We start from the raw sequence: 17,502 nt of genomic DNA on the forward strand, positions 1-17,502 counted from the left end.
ACCTGCCATACTGGCCCACAGCCTGCTTACTATCCATGCGTGAAAAATGGGCGCAGGTTGTGAAGCATTCAACCCTAAACTGCACGGCACTTTGCTGGAGACGCACGATGCGCACTATTCTCAGGATTTCAACAACACTTCTGGCGCTGGGCGCCGGCCTCGCATGCGCTACCGCGCATCCCCCAGTCAAACCAGTCGGTGTGGCAGATATGTCCAGACCAACAGAGTTCGCTTCGCCGACTGGTGAGGACCTACGGTTCCAACGCTATGCAAATGCAACCATGGAAAGCCTTTGGCGTCAGTTTCCGGAGTGGGCGTTCAGCGTGGGGCGGTACGACTACGCAGACCGACTGACTGTTCCGGATACTGCCGATCGCACCAGAAGACAGAAGTTTTACGAACACCAATTGGCTTTGCTTGCCAAATTTCCCTTGAGCAAACTTTCTATATCGAACCGCGTAGACCATGAGCTAATGCAAAACGAGTTCCGCTCGAGCCTGTGGAACCTGAAGACTTTTCGAGATTGGCAGTGGCAGCCGTCGGCGTACAACGTAGGCGATAGCTTTGGGCGCATGCTGACAACAGACTACGCCCCACTCGATAAGCGTTTGCGCCATGTGTTGGCACGTCTTGCCCATGTTCCCGCCTATTACGCGGCCGCCCGTGCCAGCGTGCAGCGTCCTACGCTGGAGCACACGCAGCTTGCCATACAGCAAAACAAGGGTGCGCTTGACGTCTTTGGCGACGATCTCGTGCAAAGTGTGGAAGCATCCGGGTTGACAGCGCAAGAAAAGCGCCTATTTATCGTCCGCCTGTCCGACGCCAAGTCAGCGATAAACGCCTACGTCGACTGGCTATCCGCAATGGAGCCCCAACTGGCTTCTGGCAGTGCACGGAGTTTCCGGGTTGGCAAGGACTTATATGCCCAGAAATTCGCATATGACATCCAGTCCGGTTGGAGTGCCGAGCAGTTGTACGCGCGTGCGAGGGAAGAGAAAGCCAAGCTGCATGCCGAGATGGAAGTGCTGGCACGCGGCTTATGGCCCAAGATCATGGGTCAGGCACCCCTTCCCTCAGACCGGCTTGTCATGATCAGCGCTGTGCTGGGCGAGCTGAGCAAGCAGCACACGACCCCCGAAAATTTCGTGGACACCGTTCGCAAGCAAATACCCCAACTGGAAGCCTTTGTGCGGACGCATGATTTAGTGAGTCTGGACCCGACCCGACCCCTGTTGGTCCGGGAAACGCCAACCTATATGCGTGGTGTGTCGGGTGCCTCCGTGCAATCTCCGGGGCCCTACGATCCGCAAGCCAATACCTACTACAACGTAGATCCCATCGACAAGTTTACACCCGAGCAGAGCGAATCCTATCTTCGGGAATACAACGATTGGATGCTACAGATTCTGAATATCCACGAAGCTGTGCCAGGACACTACGTGCAGCTGCTTCACGCCAACGAATCCAAGAGCGTAGTCAAGGCCATTTTTGGCAACGGCTCCATGATCGAAGGCTGGGCAGTTTTCGGTGAAAAGATGATGATCGATGCGGGCTATGCAGATAATGCCCCCGAAATGCGGTTGATCTGGATGAAATGGAACCTGCGCACAGTCGTCAATACTATTCTTGACTACGAAGTCCACACCCAGGGACTGGAGCGCGACGCGGCAATTGCTTTGCTGACCCGTGAGGCATTCCAGCAAATGGCCGAGGCGACAAGCAAGTGGCGTCGCGCTACGCTGACGCAAGTGCAATTGACCAGCTACTTCAACGGTTATGCGGAAATTACACAACTGCGCGACGACCACAAGGCCCAATTGGGCAAGAACTTTTCTATTAAAAAGTTCAACGATCACTTTTTGTCGTTTGGGAACGCGCCCGTAAAGTTTATCCGTGAGCTGATGTAGTGCTGTTGACCTGGTCCTCTCTTTGGTCCGTGCCTGTGTTGATTGTTGAGCCACCATTTGGGAGGCTAGGTTATTTTGATCAGGTGAGTTTTAGTACCTGGAGAAATAGAGACTGTTTAATCGGCTTCAGCCGACGAACCCCTGCCACAGCGGCGCGAGGAGCCGCTGTAGGACCAGTAACAGCACCAAGACCAGTGAGGCGAACGCGAGCAGCAGGCCCCATTGCTGCAAGCGTCGCGAGGCGCGAACTGGGGCCGGTCGCAGACGATCCTCGATGCAACCTCGCAGCAATGCCGCGTTGCGCAGATTGGCCTTGAACCCGATGTCGAACACGTCTCCCAGTACCGGTACCACTCCTACCATGGCCTCCAGTCCGACGTTGCGCAGCATGGTGAACAGCACGCGCTTGGACACGCCTAGACGTATAGCCTCGACGACAACGTAGAGTGAGAGCGCAAGACCCAGTGCGTCGCCAATGCCCGGAAGCAGGCCGATGATCGGGTCCACGCCAAAACGAATCCGTGTCCCCGGCACCCGGAAGCGCGCATCCATCAGCGTCGCGTAGCGGTCCAACCGCGCCAGTGCCGCCTGGTGTTTATGTAGTTCGGCCGGCATACTGTCCTCGTCTACAGCGCATTAGATGACTGTATGCCTAAAAGATCGCCTGGCCTTGGTTCACATCGCACGCGCAACATAAGCAATGAGGAGGGCTGCCGGAAGTAATAGGGCCTGGGCTAGCAGCGTTCCGATCAGTCTGCTGCCAACGAGCCAAACAACCGTTTTGCGGAATTGGCTTTCGCTGACTTTTCCCTCCACGACGTCATCAGTCATGCCTGACATATAAGGATCAAGAAATACTGCCATCAAGACGGTCGCTCCCCCATTGATGATGGACGATAGATTACTGGAGGTCATACGAAGCGATGGGTCTAGTACGCCAGCATAAAGTGATGCAAAAACACCGACGGTCCAGAGTGCGGTTGCCCCGACATTTAGCACGGTGATCCGAGTAGATACCCCATGCCCTTTATGCATCCTAGACACGTTTGCTGCAGCTGGTGCGCTGGCCGCATCTTTGATGTAAGAGATACCTCCCTTGAAGAAGCCGTGAAGAATCAATTTGGGCACTGACCGGTGTACTTGAAAGTGGAGAACGGCGCGACAGAAAACGCGTTGAAATGTAGGAATAAGAAACGCACCCAAAACTGTAGCTACGCTCGCAGAGACAAGTAGCCATCTAAAGTCCAGAAGCAAGGTTGCGGCGTCTGGACCCGTGAGGTTCGACTCCACCCGTTTTGACAAGAATGGGCCAAGAAACGAATTTGAAGTCCTCGAAACAAGGACGAGGATGCTGAAAAGGGCGAACGACACCGCGATTCGCTTCGTCCGAACACCCGCAATCCGTACGGAGTATGCGAGGGTACCGATCAGATGAATGACAAAGGTCAGAAAGCAAAGAAAGAGTAGTTGTCTATCCAAGGCGCATTCCTTATTTCGCTTGCCACGAACCCAAACCCGTCGGAGGAGCTATGTCCGGGTCCAGGGCCATATGGGGGACTCACTGAGCCTTGTCTGAAGGCGGCTGACAGCTATTCGGAAATCCACACCATCGCAACTACGGGTGCCGCCTTGGAGGCGCGTTGGAGCGCTTTGATCCGTGTGACCCTCATTGTTCTGCCCACTTCACTAAGGACCGCAAAAACAACAGGTCAGTCTTTGCGTTGCGGCGTAAACAGGGTAAAACTTTTCCTCTGAGCAGGTTCTAGCCTTGCCTGCAAATACATCCCTTGCGGTCAGCTAGAACGTCCGCTGCGTGGCCCAAGAAAATACCAAAGGACCAATCCCAACACTGGCAGCAGCACCACTGCAATGATCCAAATGAGCTTCTTCTCGTTGCTGGCAGAGCTCTGGACAATGTTGAGGATGGCCCAAATATCGCCTGCAAGAATTAGCAGTCCCAGCAGTCCGTTGTATCCGAAATTCATTGATGTTTTTCCTTTTACGTTTTCAATAGCGTCGTTTTCCCACGCAGTCTAACAATATGGCAGACCTGCACTGACGTGTCCGCGGTCAGGCGAAAACGGCTGGGGTGACCCGCACGAACATTTGCCTCCGGGCAGTTTGCGTACATTCAAACTGCGGGCCGCGAGCAATCTGTTGGTTTAGTTGCCGCCCGGCCGCTCCGCCTGGGCCGGTTTACCGATCTACTTTGTTTCAACCAGGCGCGAAATCATGACTTGGTCAACCCGGTTGTTGTCGACGTCCATCACCTCGAAACGCCAGCCCTGCCACTGCACGTGATCGGTGCGCCGTGGAATACGACGCAACGACACCATCAGAAATCCGGCCAAGGTGTCATATTGCCCAGGCATGGGCCAATCCGCCAATCCCAACACCCTTTGTAGATCCGCAACCGGAGTGACTCCATCGGCCAGAAAGCTGCCATCTTCTCTGCGCAGGATCTGTTCCTCATCCTCGTAGTTCACCATGCTACCCATCACGGTGCTCATCACGTCGTTGAGCGTAATGACGCCCACCACCATGCTGTATTCGTTGACGATGACCGCGAAGTCCTCGTGGGCCTGACGAAACTGCGTCAGCATTTCGGCGAGGGTTAGCCGGTCCGGGACAACCAGAGCCTTCTTGATCAGACCCCCATCAATGCAATGGGACAGGGTGAGCGGTTTCCCCCACAAGACGCGCTGGAAGAGGTCTGTTGCGTCGACATATCCAATCACCTCATCGATGCCGGCTGTACCGCACACGAGGTAGGTTGAATGGGGAGATTCGGCAACCCGGGTCCGTAGCAATGTTTCATCATCGCCCATAGCCAGAAACACGATGCGTTCTCGGGTCGTCATCGCGCTCTCTACCGTGCGCGTATCGAGTTCAAACATGTTTTCGATGACCTGCTGTTCAGCGGATGCGACCGCCCCGGATTGGATACCAGCCTCGGTCAGTGCCAAGATGTCCAGATAGGTGATCCGGTCGTCTCGGGTTTGCGCGAGTCCAAGCAGTCGCGACAAAGCGTCAGCTATTTTGCTGAAGCAAAACACCAGGGGCTTGAGAAGCCTTAAGAGACCTAACATCGGGCCTACCGTCAGCATGGCCAGCCGCTCCGGCTCGTTCATGCCCAACCGCTTGGGCACCAGGTCAGCCACGACGATGAACAAAGTGGTGACGCTCACAAAGGACAATGTGGTTGCGAGGACACTGCTGACACTTGGATCCACGCCCAACCACAAGACTGCCTGGTGGAAGTGCGGGGATAACGCGTCATCCCCGACGACGCCTCCGAGGATGGCAATCGTATTGAGCCCTATCTGTACCACCGTCACAAAGTGTCCGGGTGTGCTCTGTACTGCCAGCACGCGTGCGGCGCGGCGGTCACCGCCATCTGCTAATTGGCTGAGTTTCATTCGGCGCGCCGCGGCCATTGAGATCTCGGCCACCGAGAAGAAGGCCGATGCGGCGATCAGAATTGCTATCAGAAACAGGCTGGTCGTAAGGTTCATTTCTCTTGCGACTATAGCTGGTCAATTCATTGCTCTGAAGGCCGATTTTGATACGCGTCGGCACCAAGCTGGGTTGACAGCTTGGTACCGCAGCGACTGACCTGGCCGTCGGCGACAAGCGATGTCAGTTCTTTCCGCTGGCCTCGATGCGGATGTCCTCGGGGCATGAAGAACCCAGGGTTTCTGCGCTAGTCGGTGTCCCTATCAGCTCGCGCAGGCCGGCACCTTCGTGAAAGTCCAGTGGCAGACGGATGCGGATTTCTTGTAGGTACTCGCCCGCGCACAGCAGCCCAACATGGTCTTGCGGGCGGGCAAGCCCTGTCGCTTCCTCAACACGCTTCAAAAGCTCCGCACGAGAAATTCTGCCGCCGACGTTGGCGCGAACGTATTGGCCCAGCGTGGAGTCGTTGACCGTCCGCACAGCGTTCACCGCCCGACGGAAATAGGTGTCGGCGTCCATCGTGGATTGGCATGTGCCATGTTTCTTCCACTCATAGCTCCCGAAAGTTCTTTCAAAGAAAAAGTTCGGCATCCAAGGCGCAATATAGGCAACCGTGTCTTCGGAGAGGGAAAGCGGAGTGCTACCGCAATCGGCGTACCGTGTGCCGCATTGTTTGCGGTTGGGCCAAAGCCCGTGCAGTGTCAGATTTGTGACCTGCAAGCGACGGTCGGCCATGTTGTCGCATTCGGGCTTCGTCCCGTTGTACTTGAAGTGTTCGCAGAATCCAGGCTGCCAAGTCACCGCCAGCACGTAGCTGTCGTGCTTGCCTGGTTGGCGGCAGGAACTGTCTCCTATTGTCGACCGGGTGCCAAAGGAAAGACCGCTCGTTACGCCACACTCTGCAGCCACCCAGCGCAGTGGCTCGGTGACGTCCGGGATCTGAATGCGCAGCCAACGCGCCTCGCGTGTATTGACCTCGCGAATCTCATAGTCTGCCCCCGGAACTACCTTTACAAGGCCCGGGTTGGTGCCTTTGGAAAAGGAAAGGTAGGCCTCGCATGCACGCGACGGGCGGAACTGGCCATGGGCCGCTTCACTTGCCCAAGCGAATGGCGCAGCCAAGGGCGACAGTACGAGCAGTGCCAACACAAGACCTGCTCGGTCCATTCTGAGGTGGGCGCGGAAAGCGAGTGCCCCAATCAGGGCGCTGAGTCTTGATTTGAACATTTTTCTCCCTTCAGAAGCGATTCCGATTCCCGTCATGTCCTTGCCCGATCGTTACGTGGTTTGCTGGGGACGCATCCTACCGCGACGAAGGTGTTCTGCACGACGACCCATTCAACTAGATCAGCATACGTGCGACAGGCGGCTCAAAAACTTTCCAGGGTTGACCCCGAAATACCCGGTTTATCGGGCTTTATTTCCGGCTTGTGTGTTTGGAGTGCTCCGCATACTTGGTGCATCCACTGACAGATAGGGGATACGCCATGCAAATCGAACGCTACAACCACTTACTCTTCCCGCGCGACGCCAACACCGCTGGCAAGGATGCCGATCCAGCGTCCGTTGCGACTGGTGGTGCTGCGCGCGGGCTGGCCAAGCCCCACGTGGGCACGCCCGCCCCTGCGGCGGCTGCGCGCGCGGCCGCCCGCCCCGACGGTGTGGTGCTGAACATCCAGTGGCCCGATGGCGACGTTGCGCACAACCCTGACCCCGGCGTCTACACCAACGCCCGCAAAGCGGTGGCGCGCAGCGATGCCGACACCATGGCCCGCGAGCACCAGTTGGCGGTGGACCGTAACGCCGGCAACGTGACCCGGCTCGAACTGAACAAGGACGGCGTGCTGGTCGCCCAACCGTATCCCGCTCAGCAAGATAAGCAAGGTGATTTCGTGGCACTAGCCGTATCGGCGATGCGTGAATACAGCGACGAACACGACCGCCAAAAGGCTCGCGCTACCGAAGTGGCCTCCTCTGCGCCAGCCCAGCCCGCGGGGCATTGGAATACGCTCAAAGGCCTGCAGCAGATCGCCGCCAAGCTCAACGTTTTCGCCTGATAGAAGTGTTACCACCGGGGCACCCCGAGGTTAAATACGTCCCCCCAAAGGGACACTAGCTCCCGCACTGTAGGGAAACCGCTTGTAGCGGTTCCCCCGTTTTTGCGTCCTGCACCACCAGGTTGATCTGCCGCGCGTGCGCAGCCGTGGCCGGTACGGCCACAAAGCCAAGCGTATGTGCGCCCTGGTACCGCCCCACTGGCGTGTACTGGCGCACTACAAAGTCGTGCTGCAAAAACTCGCCTTTGTTTTCGCCCGCCTTTATGCGGGAGTTATGGCCGTGTTCGGTCACGGTCCAATAGGCGCTCCACTGGGCAACGCCATCGCCCGGCGTGACGCGGGCCGAGAACTGGTCCACCCCCTCCACCTGCTGTAACGTGATGGCTGCGCGTGGCAATCCTGTGGATGCCGTCCATTGGCCGGCCTGCTGGGGGCGTGCGCTGCGCCAGTCTGGCCAGTCGCGCCCATCGCGCACCAGCTGCGGCGTGTAAATGCTGTTCAAGCGGTTGGCACTGGCCAGCTCCCGTTGGCGTGCGGTGTTGGCTGCCGTGGCAAAGCGGTCGACCCAGCCGATGTAGTCCCAGTAACCGACGTGGAAGGCCTGGGCCACAACGGGCGCGCCTTTTAACGAAGATAGCCACTGATCGGCTGGCGGGCAGGAGCTGCAGCCTTCAGATGTAAAGAGTTCGATCACTGGTGTGCGCTGCGGGCCGGATTGCACCTCGCAACGCGGTGGCGCTGCCGCCATGCCGGGTAGCGCAACGGCTACCAGCATGGTCGGACAAAGATACGCGAGAAGACGATACGAAGATGGCATGGCGGAGCTTTTTCAACAAGGGGTGGTTCTGCCTTGTTGGTCGCTCCGCTGCGCGCCTTCTTACAGCGATTTATTGCTTGACGCCTTCGGCCTGGACGATCAGACGCACATTTTTGGGGAAGCCCCAATCCACGCCGTAATTCATGCCAAAGGCGGTCCGGTCGATTGTGGTTTCAAAGTCACCACCGCAGACTTCGCGCTTCAGCATTGGGCTTTGGTAGCAGTTGAACTGTGTGGCCTTCAGCGTGACGGGCTGTGTCTTGCCCAGCAGTGTCAGAGTGCCGGCGATTTCAGTGACTTTGTCGCCATTGAACGTGAACTTGTCACCCACAAATTTGATCGTTGGGTACTTGGCGGCGTCGAACAGGTCTGTGCCTTGCAGGTGCTTGTCAAACGCAGGGGTGCCGGTGTTGATGGATGTTGCATCAATGGTCACTTCGACCTTGCCGGTCTTGGCAGCACGGTCCAGTTGTACAGAGCCTTCCTTCTTGTCAAAACGGCCTTTGTTGGTAGAGGTGCCAAAGTGGCCAATCTCAAACGATGCAAAGGTGTGCGTCGGCTCGAGTGTGTAAGTGGACATTTCGGCATGAGCCGCGGCGGACAACAGGGTGGTTGCAATGGCCAAACCAAGAAGGGATTTACGCATGGGAAAGTGCTCCGTTTAAAAAACAGGGTTGAGAGAAAAAGGAAATCAGAAAAAGCAAATCAGAGACAAAGAAATCAGAGCTTGGCCACGCCGGACAGCGCCAGCTTGAACTTGACCTGCACGTCGTCAGCCACCATGGACGTATCTGCCCACTCGTTTTCGCCGATCTTGAAGGCCAGGCGTTTGATGCCCACCACGCCGGTGGCGGTGGTCGTAGCGCCGCTTTGCGCCAGGGTCACCGGCACGACGGCATCGCGCGTGTTGCCCTTGATTGCCAGCTTGCCGGTCACTTCAAACTTGCCGCCCCCCAGACCTTTGATGCTGGTGGACTGAAACGTGGCCTGTGGGAACTTGGCGGTGTTGAACCAAGTACCCTTGGGCAGCTCGGCATCGGTCTCGGGTGAACCCATCGTGGCGCTGGCAATATCGACCGTGAAAGTGATTTTGCCGGTCTCGGGCTTGGCCGGATCCAGCGTGATTTGGGCGTCGAATTTCTTGAAGTGGCCTTCCACCGGTACGCCCATCTGCTTGATGACGAAGCCAACTTCGCTTTGTGCGGGCAGCAGCTTTTGCTGGGCTTGGGCGGACAGGCTGGTCAGCGCAGCCAGCAGGATCAAGCTGGCGGCGCGGGCTAGTGGGGAAAAGGTTTGCGTCATGGTGTGGGTTCCGGTGGTGATGGGTGGTGTGAAAGAAGGGCGCCAAGGCTGTCGGGTGGTCAGCGCTTGCCGGGCATCATGCGCAGCAATAGCCCGTCCTTGTCGATAAAGTGGTGCTTTAGCGCTGCGGCCACATGCAGCAGTACGAGGCCGGCCAAAGCATAGGCAGAAATCTGGTGCCAGGGCTTGATCATCTCTGCCAGTGGCTTGCTGGCGGATACAAGGTCTGGCAGCGGCAGCACGCCAAACAGCACAACGGGGAATCCCGCGGCCGAGCTGTAGGCCCAACCTACCAGCGGCACGGTGAAGAACAGCGCGTACATCAGCACATGGGTGGCGTGATAAGCCGTCACTTGCCAGCCCGGCATGCCCAGTGTTACGGACTGCGGCAGCGTTGGCGGCTTGTGCGTCAGGCGCCACAGCAGGCGCACGGCGGACAGGATCAGGATGGTGACGCCGGCCCACTTGTGCCAGTTGTACAGCTTCAGGCGCTGGGGTGAAAACGGCAGACCGGACATGTACAGACCCACCGAGAAAATACCAACCAAAGCCAGAGCCAGCAGCCAGTGCAGGCCAATGGCAAAACCGGTGTAGCGGCGGGTTGCGGTTGCAGTATTCATGGTAACGGTGTGCTTGGGTTTTTGTGCGCCACGCACCGAAGTGCATGCCGTGAAGGAAAGTTTAGGAGGCCGACCATCGAAAAAAGTTCAAATTACTTGTCGCAATGGTTCAACTAATTTGAAGTGAGCGGGAGCCACGGTTGGGACTGCAAGCCCTTGCAGCCGTAAAAAACCCGACCTGGGGTCGGGCTTTGCTGAGGGGTTTTGGTTTGCTACCAATTGGCCTCGCGCTCCGGCGATGCGCTGATGTTGTGGATGGACAGGTCGGCTCCGTCGTACTCCTCTTCCTGGCTCAGTCGCAGGCCCATCGTGGCTTTCAGCAGCCCGTACACCACCGTGCCACCCAACACAGCCCAGACCACGCCGATGGCCGTGCCGATCAGCTGCGCACCCAGGCTCACGCCACCCAAGCCGCCGAACGCGGTGCTGCCAAAGATACCGGCGGCCACGCCACCCAAGGTGCCGCACAGGCCGTGCAGCGGCCACACACCCAGCACGTCGTCGATCTTCCAGCGGTTCTGCGTCAGCGTGAACATCACGACGAAGACCGTGCCCGCCACGGCGCCTACAACCAGTGCGCCCAACGGGTGCATCAGATCGGAGCCCGCACACACGGCCACCAAGCCAGCCAGCGGGCCGTTGTGCACAAAGCCGGGGTCGTTCTTGCCCGCTACTAGCGCGGCCAGTGTGCCGCCCACCATGGCCATCAGCGAATTGACGGCGACCAGACCTGAAATCTTGTCCAGCGTCTGGGCGCTCATGACATTAAATCCAAACCATCCAACCGTCAAAATCCACGCACCTAACGCCAAAAACGGAATACTTGACGGAGGATGGGCGGAGATGGCGCCATCTTTGCGGTAACGGTTGCTGCGAGCCCCGAGCAGGATGACGGCTGGCAACGCGATCCATCCCCCAACCGCATGCACGACCACACTACCAGCAAAGTCATGAAACTCGGCACCGGTCAGAGACTTGATCCACGCCTGCACGCCGAAATGCTGGTTCCATGCGATGCCTTCGAAGAAAGGGTAGACGAACCCGACAATGACCGCCGTTGCAATCAGTTGCGGCCAAAAGCGCGCGCGTTCGGCAATGCCACCGGAGATGATGGCCGGTATGGCCGCGGCAAAGGTCAACAAAAAGAAGAACTTGACCAGCTCGTAGCCGTTTTTCGCGGCCAATACCTCGGCGCCGACGAAGAAGCTGGTGCCGTAGGCCACCGCATAGCCCACCACAAAATAGACAACGGTGGACACCGAGAAATCCACCAGGATTTTGACCAGCGCATTGACCTGGTTTTTGCGGCGGACGGTGCCGAGCTCCAGAAACGCGAAACCGGCGTGCATGGCCAGGACCATGATGCCGCCCAGTAGGATGAACAAGGCATCCGCGCCCTGTTTTAGTGCTTCCATGTGAACCCTTTGGTGAAAATATCTTTAAATTGGTGCGTCTTCTGTCGAGCAACAAGCCACGCACCAAATGTAAGCAATAAATGCGCCAAGTTGGGGTGATTTTGACCCGACGAGGCTGTCTAGAATCGGCATGGGCCGGAATGGTTTGGCCCGGAGGCCTTGGTTGTGGAAGCTTTTTGGGTATCGACAGGCATCGTTGCCTTGGCGGAAATGGGCGACAAAACCCAGTTGCTGGCCTTGCTGCTGGCCGCACGTTTTCGCAAGCCCTGGCCCATCGTCGCCGGCATTCTGGTGGCTACCATTGCCAACCACGCGTTGGCTGGCGCCGCTGGTGCCTGGGTGACTACGCTATTGGGCCCGGATGTGTTGCGCTGGGTATTGGGTGTGTCCTTCATTGCGCTGGCGGTGTGGATGCTTATCCCGGACAAGGTCGACGATCTGGCCAGCGACGACACCCAGCGCTTTGGCGTCTTTGGCACCACGGTGCTGGTTTTCTTCCTGGCCGAAATGGGCGACAAGACCCAGATCGCCACGGTGATGCTGGCCGCGAAATACAACCCCTATTGGGTGGTAGTGGGCAGCACGCTGGGCATGATGCTGGCCAATGCGCCGGTCGTCTGGTTTGGGGAGAAGCTGACCAAATTGGTGCCGATACGCATCGTCCACACCGTGTCGGCGCTGGTCTTTGCCGCGCTGGGCGTGGCCGCGCTGTGGCCCTTGCTATACTGAACTCCAGCGCCAATTTGCTCCAGCTTGCGGGCGCTTAATAAATACAGCTAAAGACGGACCGAGACACCACAGCACCCGGCCTTGTTTTTAGCATGGTCGGGTTTTTTATTGTTGGGGTCTGGTTTGTCTTCTACGCCTTTGATCGCGACACCGCAGTCGCAGCACTTCGCCGATACCTTGCCGCTGAAAAGCGGGGCGTCGCTGCGGGACTATGCACTCAGCTACGAGACCTATGGCACGCTGAACGCCGAGCGCAGCAACGCTGTGCTGGTCTGCCACGCGCTGAACGCCTCGCACCATGTGGCCGGCAGCTACGCGGGCCAGGCCAACTCCGAAGGTTGGTGGGACAACATGATCGGCCCCGGCAAGCCGGTGGACACCAACCGCTTCTTCGTCATTGGCGTCAACAATTTGGGCTCTTGCTTCGGCACCACCGGGCCCATGCACGCCAACCCGGATGCGCCCGCCGCAAGCGGCAAGGTCTACGGTGCAGATTTTCCAGTCGTGACGGTGGAAGACTGGGTCAACGCGCAGGCTCGGTTGATGGACGCGTTGGGCATCGATGTGCTGGCCGCAGTCATGGGTGGCAGCCTGGGCGGCATGCAAGCCCTGAGCTGGACACTGCAGTACCCCGACCGCGTGCGCCACGCCGTCGTCGTGGCCAGTGCACCCAACCTGACCGCCGAGAACATCGCCTTCAATGAGGTGGCGCGCCGTGCGATCGTCACCGACCCCGACTTCCACGGTGGCCACTTCTACGAACACGGCACCGTGCCCAAGCGCGGCCTGCGGATTGCCCGCATGATTGGCCATATCACTTACCTCAGTGACGACGTCATGAATGAGAAGTTTGGTCGTCAACTCCGGGACGCGGTTTTGGGCACGGGCTCGTACAAATACAGCACGCAGGATGTCGAGTTTCAGATCGAGAGTTACCTGCGCTACCAAGGCGACAAATTCGCTGAATACTTTGACGCCAACACCTACTTGCTGATCACCCGCGCGCTGGACTATTTCGACCCGGCCAGTGCCTACGGTGGCGACCTGAGCAAGGCATTAGCCAAGGCCACCTGCAAATTCCTGTTGGTCAGTTTCACAACCGACTGGCGCTTCAGCCCCAAACGCAGCCGCGAGATCGTCAAAGCCTTGTTGGACAACCAGCGTGACGTCAGCTACGCCGAGATTGATGCGCCCCATGGACACGATGCCTTTCTGCTCGATGACCCTCGCTATATGGGCGTGGTGCGCTCCTATTTTGAGAGCGTTGCGAAGGGAGCAACAGCATGACGGATATGAATACCATGCACGCGCTGAGCCAACTTGTCCCCGAGGGCTCGCGTGTACTTGACCTGGGTTGTGGCGACGGTGCCATGCTGGCCCATCTGCAGCAAACGCGCGGCTGCACCGGCTATGGCGTCGAGATAGACGACGCCAATGTGCTGGCCTGCGTCCAGCGCGGTGTGAATGTCATCCAGTTGAACCTGGACGAGGGCCTGGCCATCTTTGGTGATGCGTCGTTTGACGTGGTGCTGCAGATCGACACGTTGCAACACCTGCGCAATGCGGAGGTCATGCTGCGTGAGACCGTACGCGTCGGCCGTGTGGGCATCGTGGCCTTCCCCAATTTTGCGCACTGGCCCAACCGCCTGAGCATTTTGAAAGGCCGTATGCCGGTCACCAAGCGTCTGCCCTACCAGTGGTACGACACGCCCAATATTCGCGTGGGCACCCACGCCGACTTGGCCCTGCTGGCCGCCCGCAATGGCCTGCAGGTGCAGGACAGTTTTGGTCTGCAGAACAGCCAGACAGTGCGCTTCATGCCCAATCTGCGGGCAGGCACTTCGGTCTACAAGTTGACGCTACCGCGCTAGCCTCAGCTTGGACTGATGCGGCCGGAAAGCCCGTGGTAAAGTCCGCCCATCGGGGTTTCAGCTCCCCGGTGTCGGGCCCCACAGGGCCCCAAGATGGTGTCCCATCCAATGGCTGGTAACGCAACAGGAGTTATCCGTGGACACCCAAAATCCGTCTATTTTTCCCCCCCCGATTTCCCCCCAGGCATTCAATGCTCGCCTGGGCCGTGCCGGCGCACCGCTGGTGCTGGACGTGCGCCGCCAGGCACGCTTTGACGAGAGCCCGCGCTTGCTGGCAGGAGCGCAGCGCTGTGCACCTGAAGACGTGGCGGCGCTGGCTGCTGCTCGGCCTGCCGGCGAGGTCGTGGTCTATTGCGTGTATGGACACAACGTGAGCGAAGAGGCTGCCACGGCGCTGCAGGCCGCAGGCTGGCGTGCCCATGCCGTAGCCGGCGGTATCGAGGGCGGCCAAGAGGGCGTGGACGATGTGCAAGCCATGGCCCAGTGGCGTGCGAACCCGCCGCTGACGTTCGCCAAGCGCCCCGACTGGGGCGTGACGGGTGAGCAGCCCTCGCGCTGGATAACGCGAGAGCGGCCCAAGATCGACCGCATCGCCTGCCCGTGGCTGGTGCGCCGCTTCATTGACACGCGGGCCGAGTTTTTCTATGTGCCAGTCAGTGAAGTGTTGTCGCAGGCCCAGCAACTGGGTGCCGTGGCCTATGACATACCCGGCGCGCTGGTGTCCCACGTCGGTGCGCTCTGCAGTTTTGGTGCTTTGTTGAAGGGTTTTGATTTGCACGACGCCGCGCTGGACCTCCTGGCCACCATCGTGCGCGGCGCGGATACCGATCACCTGGAACTGGCGCCGCAATCGGCTGGTCTACTGGCGCTTTCCTTGGGCTTGTCACGCCTGCATGCGGCCGATGACCACGCCATGCTGGAAGCAGCCATGCCGCTGTATGACGCGCTGTATGCATGGTGCCGTGACCGGGTAGCGGCGCAAGACGAAACCCACAACTGGAAACCCACCCACATGACTACTGGAGCCCCTGAATGAGCGCACCACAGACCACCGTGTCTTTCTCCGAAGCGCTGCGCTTTTGGCTGAAGCTGGGCTTCATAAGCTTTGGCGGCCCGGCTGGGCAGATTGCAGTCATGCACCGTGAGCTGGTGGAGCAGAAGCGTTGGATCTCGGAGTCGCGTTTTCTGCACGCGCTGAACTACTGCATGCTGCTGCCTGGCCCTGAGGCCCAGCAGCTGGCTACCTACATCGGCTGGCTGATGCACCGCACCTGGGGCGGCGTGGTGGCGGGCGGGTTGTTTGTGCTGCCCTCGCTATTCATCTTGATTGGCCTGAGCTGGGTCTACGTGGCCTTTGGCAGCGTATCGTGGGTGGCTGGCCTGCTGTATGGCATCAAGCCCGCGGTGGCCGCTATCGTGTTGCAGGCGGTGCACCGCATCGGCAGCAAGACCCTGAAAAAGCCGACGACAGCACCTGTGCTGTGGGCCATTGCGGCCAGTAGCTTTGTGGCTATCTACGCATTCGACGTGCCTTTTCCATGGATCGTGTTCGGGGCTGCGCTGATCGGTTGGCTGGGCGCACGCTGGGCGCCAGCGCAGTTTTCGGGCGCGGGTGGCCATGGAGCGGCCAAGGCGCAGGCACTCGCCGCCGGCCAGGCTGACTGGGTGATTGGCGACCACACGCCGACGCCGCCCCATGCCCGTTTCAAGCCCTCGCGACTGGCTGCCGTGCTCGCAGCGGCCGCCGCGCTGTGGCTACTGCCCATGGGCGTGCTGGTGGCATGGCAGGGTTGGGATGGCGCGGTGGCGCAGATGGCCTGGTTCTTCACCAAGGCCGCGTTGCTGACATTCGGCGGTGCCTACGCCGTGCTGCCCTACGTCTACCAGGGCGCCGTGGAGCAGTTTGGCTGGCTGACCGGCGCGCAGATGATCGACGGCCTGGCACTGGGGGAGACCACGCCCGGGCCGCTGATCATGGTCGTGGCCTTTGTCGGCTTTGTGGGCGGCTGGACCAAGGAAGTACTGGGGCCCGACGCGCAATTCCTGGGCGCTGCGCTGGCTGCCACGGTGGTGACGTGGTTCACCTTTCTGCCGTCGTTTCTGTTTATCCTGGCCGGAGGTCCGCTGGTGGAGTCCACGCATGGCAAGCTGCACCTGACCGCACCGCTGACCGCGATCACCGCGGCGGTGGTCGGTGTCATCGCCAGTCTTGCTCTATTTTTCATAGCGCATATTGCAATCAGGACGGGGGCTAGCGGTGCATTCGTTACCAGGTTGGATGTCGTGGCATCGGTGCTGACTGCGCTAGCCGCGGTGGCGCTGTTGCGGTACAAGATCGGTGTGATTCCGGTCATTGCGGCTTGTGCGCTGGCAGGGCTGGCGGCCCGCTGGGCCGGGTGGGCCTGAATGGCTCAATAGGGTCGACCGCCCCCAGGTCTACACTGGCACATTAACCCTTGCGCGAAGCACACCCCATGCACCCTACGATGCCCCTTTCTTTGGCCAACCGCTGGCTGCGCACGCTATGCATAGTGGGGCTGGGCGCCATGCTAAGTCTGCTGGGTGCCTGCGCCACTGGCATCGGCACCGACCCCGCATCGGGCACGCCGGCCTTTCAGGTGCAGAACCGCCTGCTGCTGACGCCGGCCAATGGCGGCCGGCACGTCACGTCGGCCGCGCTGCAACCCGGGGACATCATTTTGTCGTCGACCAATGGCGTCACCTCAATGGGCATACGTCTGCTGACCATCTCGCCAGTCAGCCACGCGGCTTTGTACCTGGGCAATGACGATATCGCCGAGGCCGTGGGCTCCGGCATACGCACCCGCAAAATTGCGGACTTCATCGCAGATGAATCCACGATCGTCGCCTTCCGCCACCCTGGTGTGCGCGCTGAGCATGCCGAAACCATGCGCAGCTTTGCCCAGGCGCATGCCGGCAAGAAGTACAACGTGGTCGGTATCGTGCTGCAGGCGCCATTTACGCTGCAGCGCCAGTACTGCGAATTGCCGTTGGTCCCCAGCCTTGTGCGTGATGCCTGTATCCGCGGGCTGGCCGCAATCCAGCTCGGCGTGGCACGCAACGACCGCTTCTTCTGTTCGCAGTTTGTACTGGCAGCCTACCAAGAGGCCAAGCTGCCGCTGACCACCGCCGACCCGCTGTTGGTCAGCCCGGCCGACCTGCTGCACATGCGCGAGGGCGATGTTCCCTCGGTGCGCATTGAACAGGCCTTGCACTATGTGGGCCACCTGAAGGCCGGTCCAACAACTACCGACGTCGAGGTCGCCGGTTTCAATGCCGGGCCGTCCCCAAGGTGAAACACACCCCC

18 protein-coding genes are annotated in these 17,502 nt (G+C 59.4%); 8 read left to right on the forward strand and 10 right to left on the reverse strand.

Annotated features, from left to right (window positions below; genetic code table 11):
- Window positions 1-35 precede the first annotated feature (35 nt).
- Entirely contained in the window at window positions 36-1,907 is a 1,872-nt protein-coding gene (locus AC097P_RS04250) for a DUF885 domain-containing protein (RefSeq protein WP_479609110.1), read from the forward strand.
- A 126-nt stretch (window positions 1,908-2,033) separates the two neighbouring features.
- Here AC097P_RS04250 and AC097P_RS04255 read toward each other — a convergent pair whose 3' ends face one another.
- The 5 genes from AC097P_RS04255 to AC097P_RS04275 all read right to left on the reverse strand — a co-directional run bounded on the left by AC097P_RS04255 (window position 2,034) and on the right by AC097P_RS04275 (window position 6,626).
- Window positions 2,034-2,522 (reverse strand): DUF4112 domain-containing protein, encoded by a 489-nt coding sequence (locus tag AC097P_RS04255; protein WP_479609111.1) that lies wholly within the window; start codon window positions 2,520-2,522, stop codon window positions 2,034-2,036.
- A gap of 60 nt (window positions 2,523-2,582) precedes the next feature.
- Complete coding sequence (locus AC097P_RS04260) at window positions 2,583-3,386, reverse strand: lipid II flippase Amj family protein (protein WP_479609112.1); 804 nt, start codon at window positions 3,384-3,386, stop codon at window positions 2,583-2,585.
- A gap of 314 nt (window positions 3,387-3,700) precedes the next feature.
- Complete coding sequence (locus AC097P_RS04265) at window positions 3,701-3,892, reverse strand: PLDc N-terminal domain-containing protein (RefSeq protein WP_479609113.1); 192 nt, start codon at window positions 3,890-3,892, stop codon at window positions 3,701-3,703.
- A 219-nt stretch (window positions 3,893-4,111) separates the two neighbouring features.
- Window positions 4,112-5,422, reverse strand: a complete 1,311-nt coding sequence (gene paeA, locus AC097P_RS04270) for a polyamine export protein PaeA (protein ID WP_479609114.1) — start codon at window positions 5,420-5,422, stop codon at window positions 4,112-4,114.
- A 124-nt stretch (window positions 5,423-5,546) separates the two neighbouring features.
- On the reverse strand, window positions 5,547-6,626 hold the full coding sequence (locus AC097P_RS04275) for a ribonuclease T2 family protein (RefSeq protein ID WP_479609115.1): 1,080 nt from the start codon (window positions 6,624-6,626) through the stop codon (window positions 5,547-5,549).
- 224 nt (window positions 6,627-6,850) lie between these two features.
- On the opposite strand from AC097P_RS04275, the gene AC097P_RS04280 reads away from it, so the two are divergent.
- Window positions 6,851-7,420: a hypothetical protein gene (locus tag AC097P_RS04280; protein ID WP_479609116.1), complete on the forward strand. Its 570-nt coding sequence runs from the start codon at window positions 6,851-6,853 to the stop codon at window positions 7,418-7,420.
- Between the two features lie 55 nt (window positions 7,421-7,475).
- Here AC097P_RS04280 and AC097P_RS04285 read toward each other — a convergent pair whose 3' ends face one another.
- From AC097P_RS04285 to AC097P_RS04305, 5 genes are all read right to left on the reverse strand, one after another.
- Window positions 7,476-8,195, reverse strand: coding sequence for a DUF1223 domain-containing protein (locus AC097P_RS04285; RefSeq protein ID WP_479609117.1), 720 nt, complete (start codon window positions 8,193-8,195; stop codon window positions 7,476-7,478).
- Window positions 8,196-8,307: 112 nt separating this feature from the next.
- Entirely contained in the window at window positions 8,308-8,883 is a 576-nt protein-coding gene (locus AC097P_RS04290; protein ID WP_479609118.1) for a YceI family protein, read from the reverse strand.
- Between the two features lie 74 nt (window positions 8,884-8,957).
- Window positions 8,958-9,539 carry a YceI family protein gene (locus tag AC097P_RS04295; protein WP_479609119.1) on the reverse strand — a complete coding sequence of 194 codons (582 nt, stop codon included), beginning with the start codon at window positions 9,537-9,539 and terminating at the stop codon, window positions 8,958-8,960.
- A gap of 59 nt (window positions 9,540-9,598) precedes the next feature.
- A complete protein-coding gene (locus AC097P_RS04300; RefSeq protein ID WP_479609120.1) occupies window positions 9,599-10,159 on the reverse strand; it encodes a cytochrome b in 561 nt (186 codons plus the stop codon).
- A 212-nt stretch (window positions 10,160-10,371) separates the two neighbouring features.
- Complete coding sequence (locus AC097P_RS04305; protein WP_479609121.1) at window positions 10,372-11,574, reverse strand: ammonium transporter; 1,203 nt, start codon at window positions 11,572-11,574, stop codon at window positions 10,372-10,374.
- A 165-nt stretch (window positions 11,575-11,739) separates the two neighbouring features.
- Here AC097P_RS04305 and AC097P_RS04310 point away from each other — a divergent pair, with 165 nt between their 5' ends.
- The 6 genes from AC097P_RS04310 to AC097P_RS04335 all read left to right on the forward strand — a co-directional run bounded on the left by AC097P_RS04310 (window position 11,740) and on the right by AC097P_RS04335 (window position 17,491).
- Window positions 11,740-12,303 (forward strand): TMEM165/GDT1 family protein, encoded by a 564-nt coding sequence (locus AC097P_RS04310; protein WP_479609122.1) that lies wholly within the window; start codon window positions 11,740-11,742, stop codon window positions 12,301-12,303.
- 123 nt (window positions 12,304-12,426) lie between these two features.
- Entirely contained in the window at window positions 12,427-13,590 is a 1,164-nt protein-coding gene (gene metX / locus AC097P_RS04315) for a homoserine O-succinyltransferase MetX (protein ID WP_479609123.1), read from the forward strand.
- Window positions 13,587-14,174: a methionine biosynthesis protein MetW gene (gene metW, locus AC097P_RS04320; protein WP_479609124.1), complete on the forward strand. Its 588-nt coding sequence runs from the start codon at window positions 13,587-13,589 to the stop codon at window positions 14,172-14,174. Before metX ends, metW begins: the two co-directional genes overlap by 4 nt.
- Window positions 14,175-14,310: 136 nt before the next feature.
- Window positions 14,311-15,210, forward strand: a complete 900-nt coding sequence (locus tag AC097P_RS04325; protein ID WP_479609125.1) for a chromate resistance protein ChrB domain-containing protein — start codon at window positions 14,311-14,313, stop codon at window positions 15,208-15,210.
- Window positions 15,207-16,580 (forward strand): chromate efflux transporter, encoded by a 1,374-nt coding sequence (chrA, locus tag AC097P_RS04330; protein WP_479609126.1) that lies wholly within the window; start codon window positions 15,207-15,209, stop codon window positions 16,578-16,580. The genes AC097P_RS04325 and chrA overlap by 4 nt, the downstream gene beginning before the upstream one ends.
- An 80-nt stretch (window positions 16,581-16,660) precedes the next feature.
- The gene (locus AC097P_RS04335; protein ID WP_479609127.1) at window positions 16,661-17,491 is read left to right on the forward strand and encodes a YiiX/YebB-like N1pC/P60 family cysteine hydrolase; all 831 of its coding nucleotides are present in this window, start codon (window positions 16,661-16,663) and stop codon (window positions 17,489-17,491) included.
- Window positions 17,492-17,502 lie beyond the last annotated feature (11 nt).

This window comes from Rhodoferax sp. ZS1R8 (genome assembly GCF_056521325.1).

Coding starts and splice junctions, on each gene's coding strand:
- AC097P_RS04250 (WP_479609110.1), top strand. CDS start 36: ATGCGTGAAAAATGGGCGCAGGTTGTGAAGCATTCAACCCTAAACTGC.
- AC097P_RS04255 (WP_479609111.1), bottom strand. CDS start 2,522: ATGCCGGCCGAACTACATAAACACCAGGCGGCACTGGCGCGGTTGGAC.
- AC097P_RS04265 (WP_479609113.1), bottom strand. CDS start 3,892: ATGAATTTCGGATACAACGGACTGCTGGGACTGCTAATTCTTGCAGGC.
- paeA (WP_479609114.1), bottom strand. CDS start 5,422: ATGAACCTTACGACCAGCCTGTTTCTGATAGCAATTCTGATCGCCGCA.
- AC097P_RS04275 (WP_479609115.1), bottom strand. CDS start 6,626: ATGACGGGAATCGGAATCGCTTCTGAAGGGAGAAAAATGTTCAAATCA.
- AC097P_RS04280 (WP_479609116.1), top strand. CDS start 6,851: ATGCAAATCGAACGCTACAACCACTTACTCTTCCCGCGCGACGCCAAC.
- AC097P_RS04285 (WP_479609117.1), bottom strand. CDS start 8,195: ATGCTGGTAGCCGTTGCGCTACCCGGCATGGCGGCAGCGCCACCGCGT.
- AC097P_RS04290 (WP_479609118.1), bottom strand. CDS start 8,883: ATGCGTAAATCCCTTCTTGGTTTGGCCATTGCAACCACCCTGTTGTCC.
- AC097P_RS04295 (WP_479609119.1), bottom strand. CDS start 9,539: ATGACGCAAACCTTTTCCCCACTAGCCCGCGCCGCCAGCTTGATCCTG.
- AC097P_RS04300 (WP_479609120.1), bottom strand. CDS start 10,159: ATGAATACTGCAACCGCAACCCGCCGCTACACCGGTTTTGCCATTGGC.
- AC097P_RS04305 (WP_479609121.1), bottom strand. CDS start 11,574: ATGGAAGCACTAAAACAGGGCGCGGATGCCTTGTTCATCCTACTGGGC.
- metW (WP_479609124.1), top strand. CDS start 13,587: ATGACGGATATGAATACCATGCACGCGCTGAGCCAACTTGTCCCCGAG.
- chrA (WP_479609126.1), top strand. CDS start 15,207: ATGAGCGCACCACAGACCACCGTGTCTTTCTCCGAAGCGCTGCGCTTT.
- AC097P_RS04335 (WP_479609127.1), top strand. CDS start 16,661: ATGCCCCTTTCTTTGGCCAACCGCTGGCTGCGCACGCTATGCATAGTG.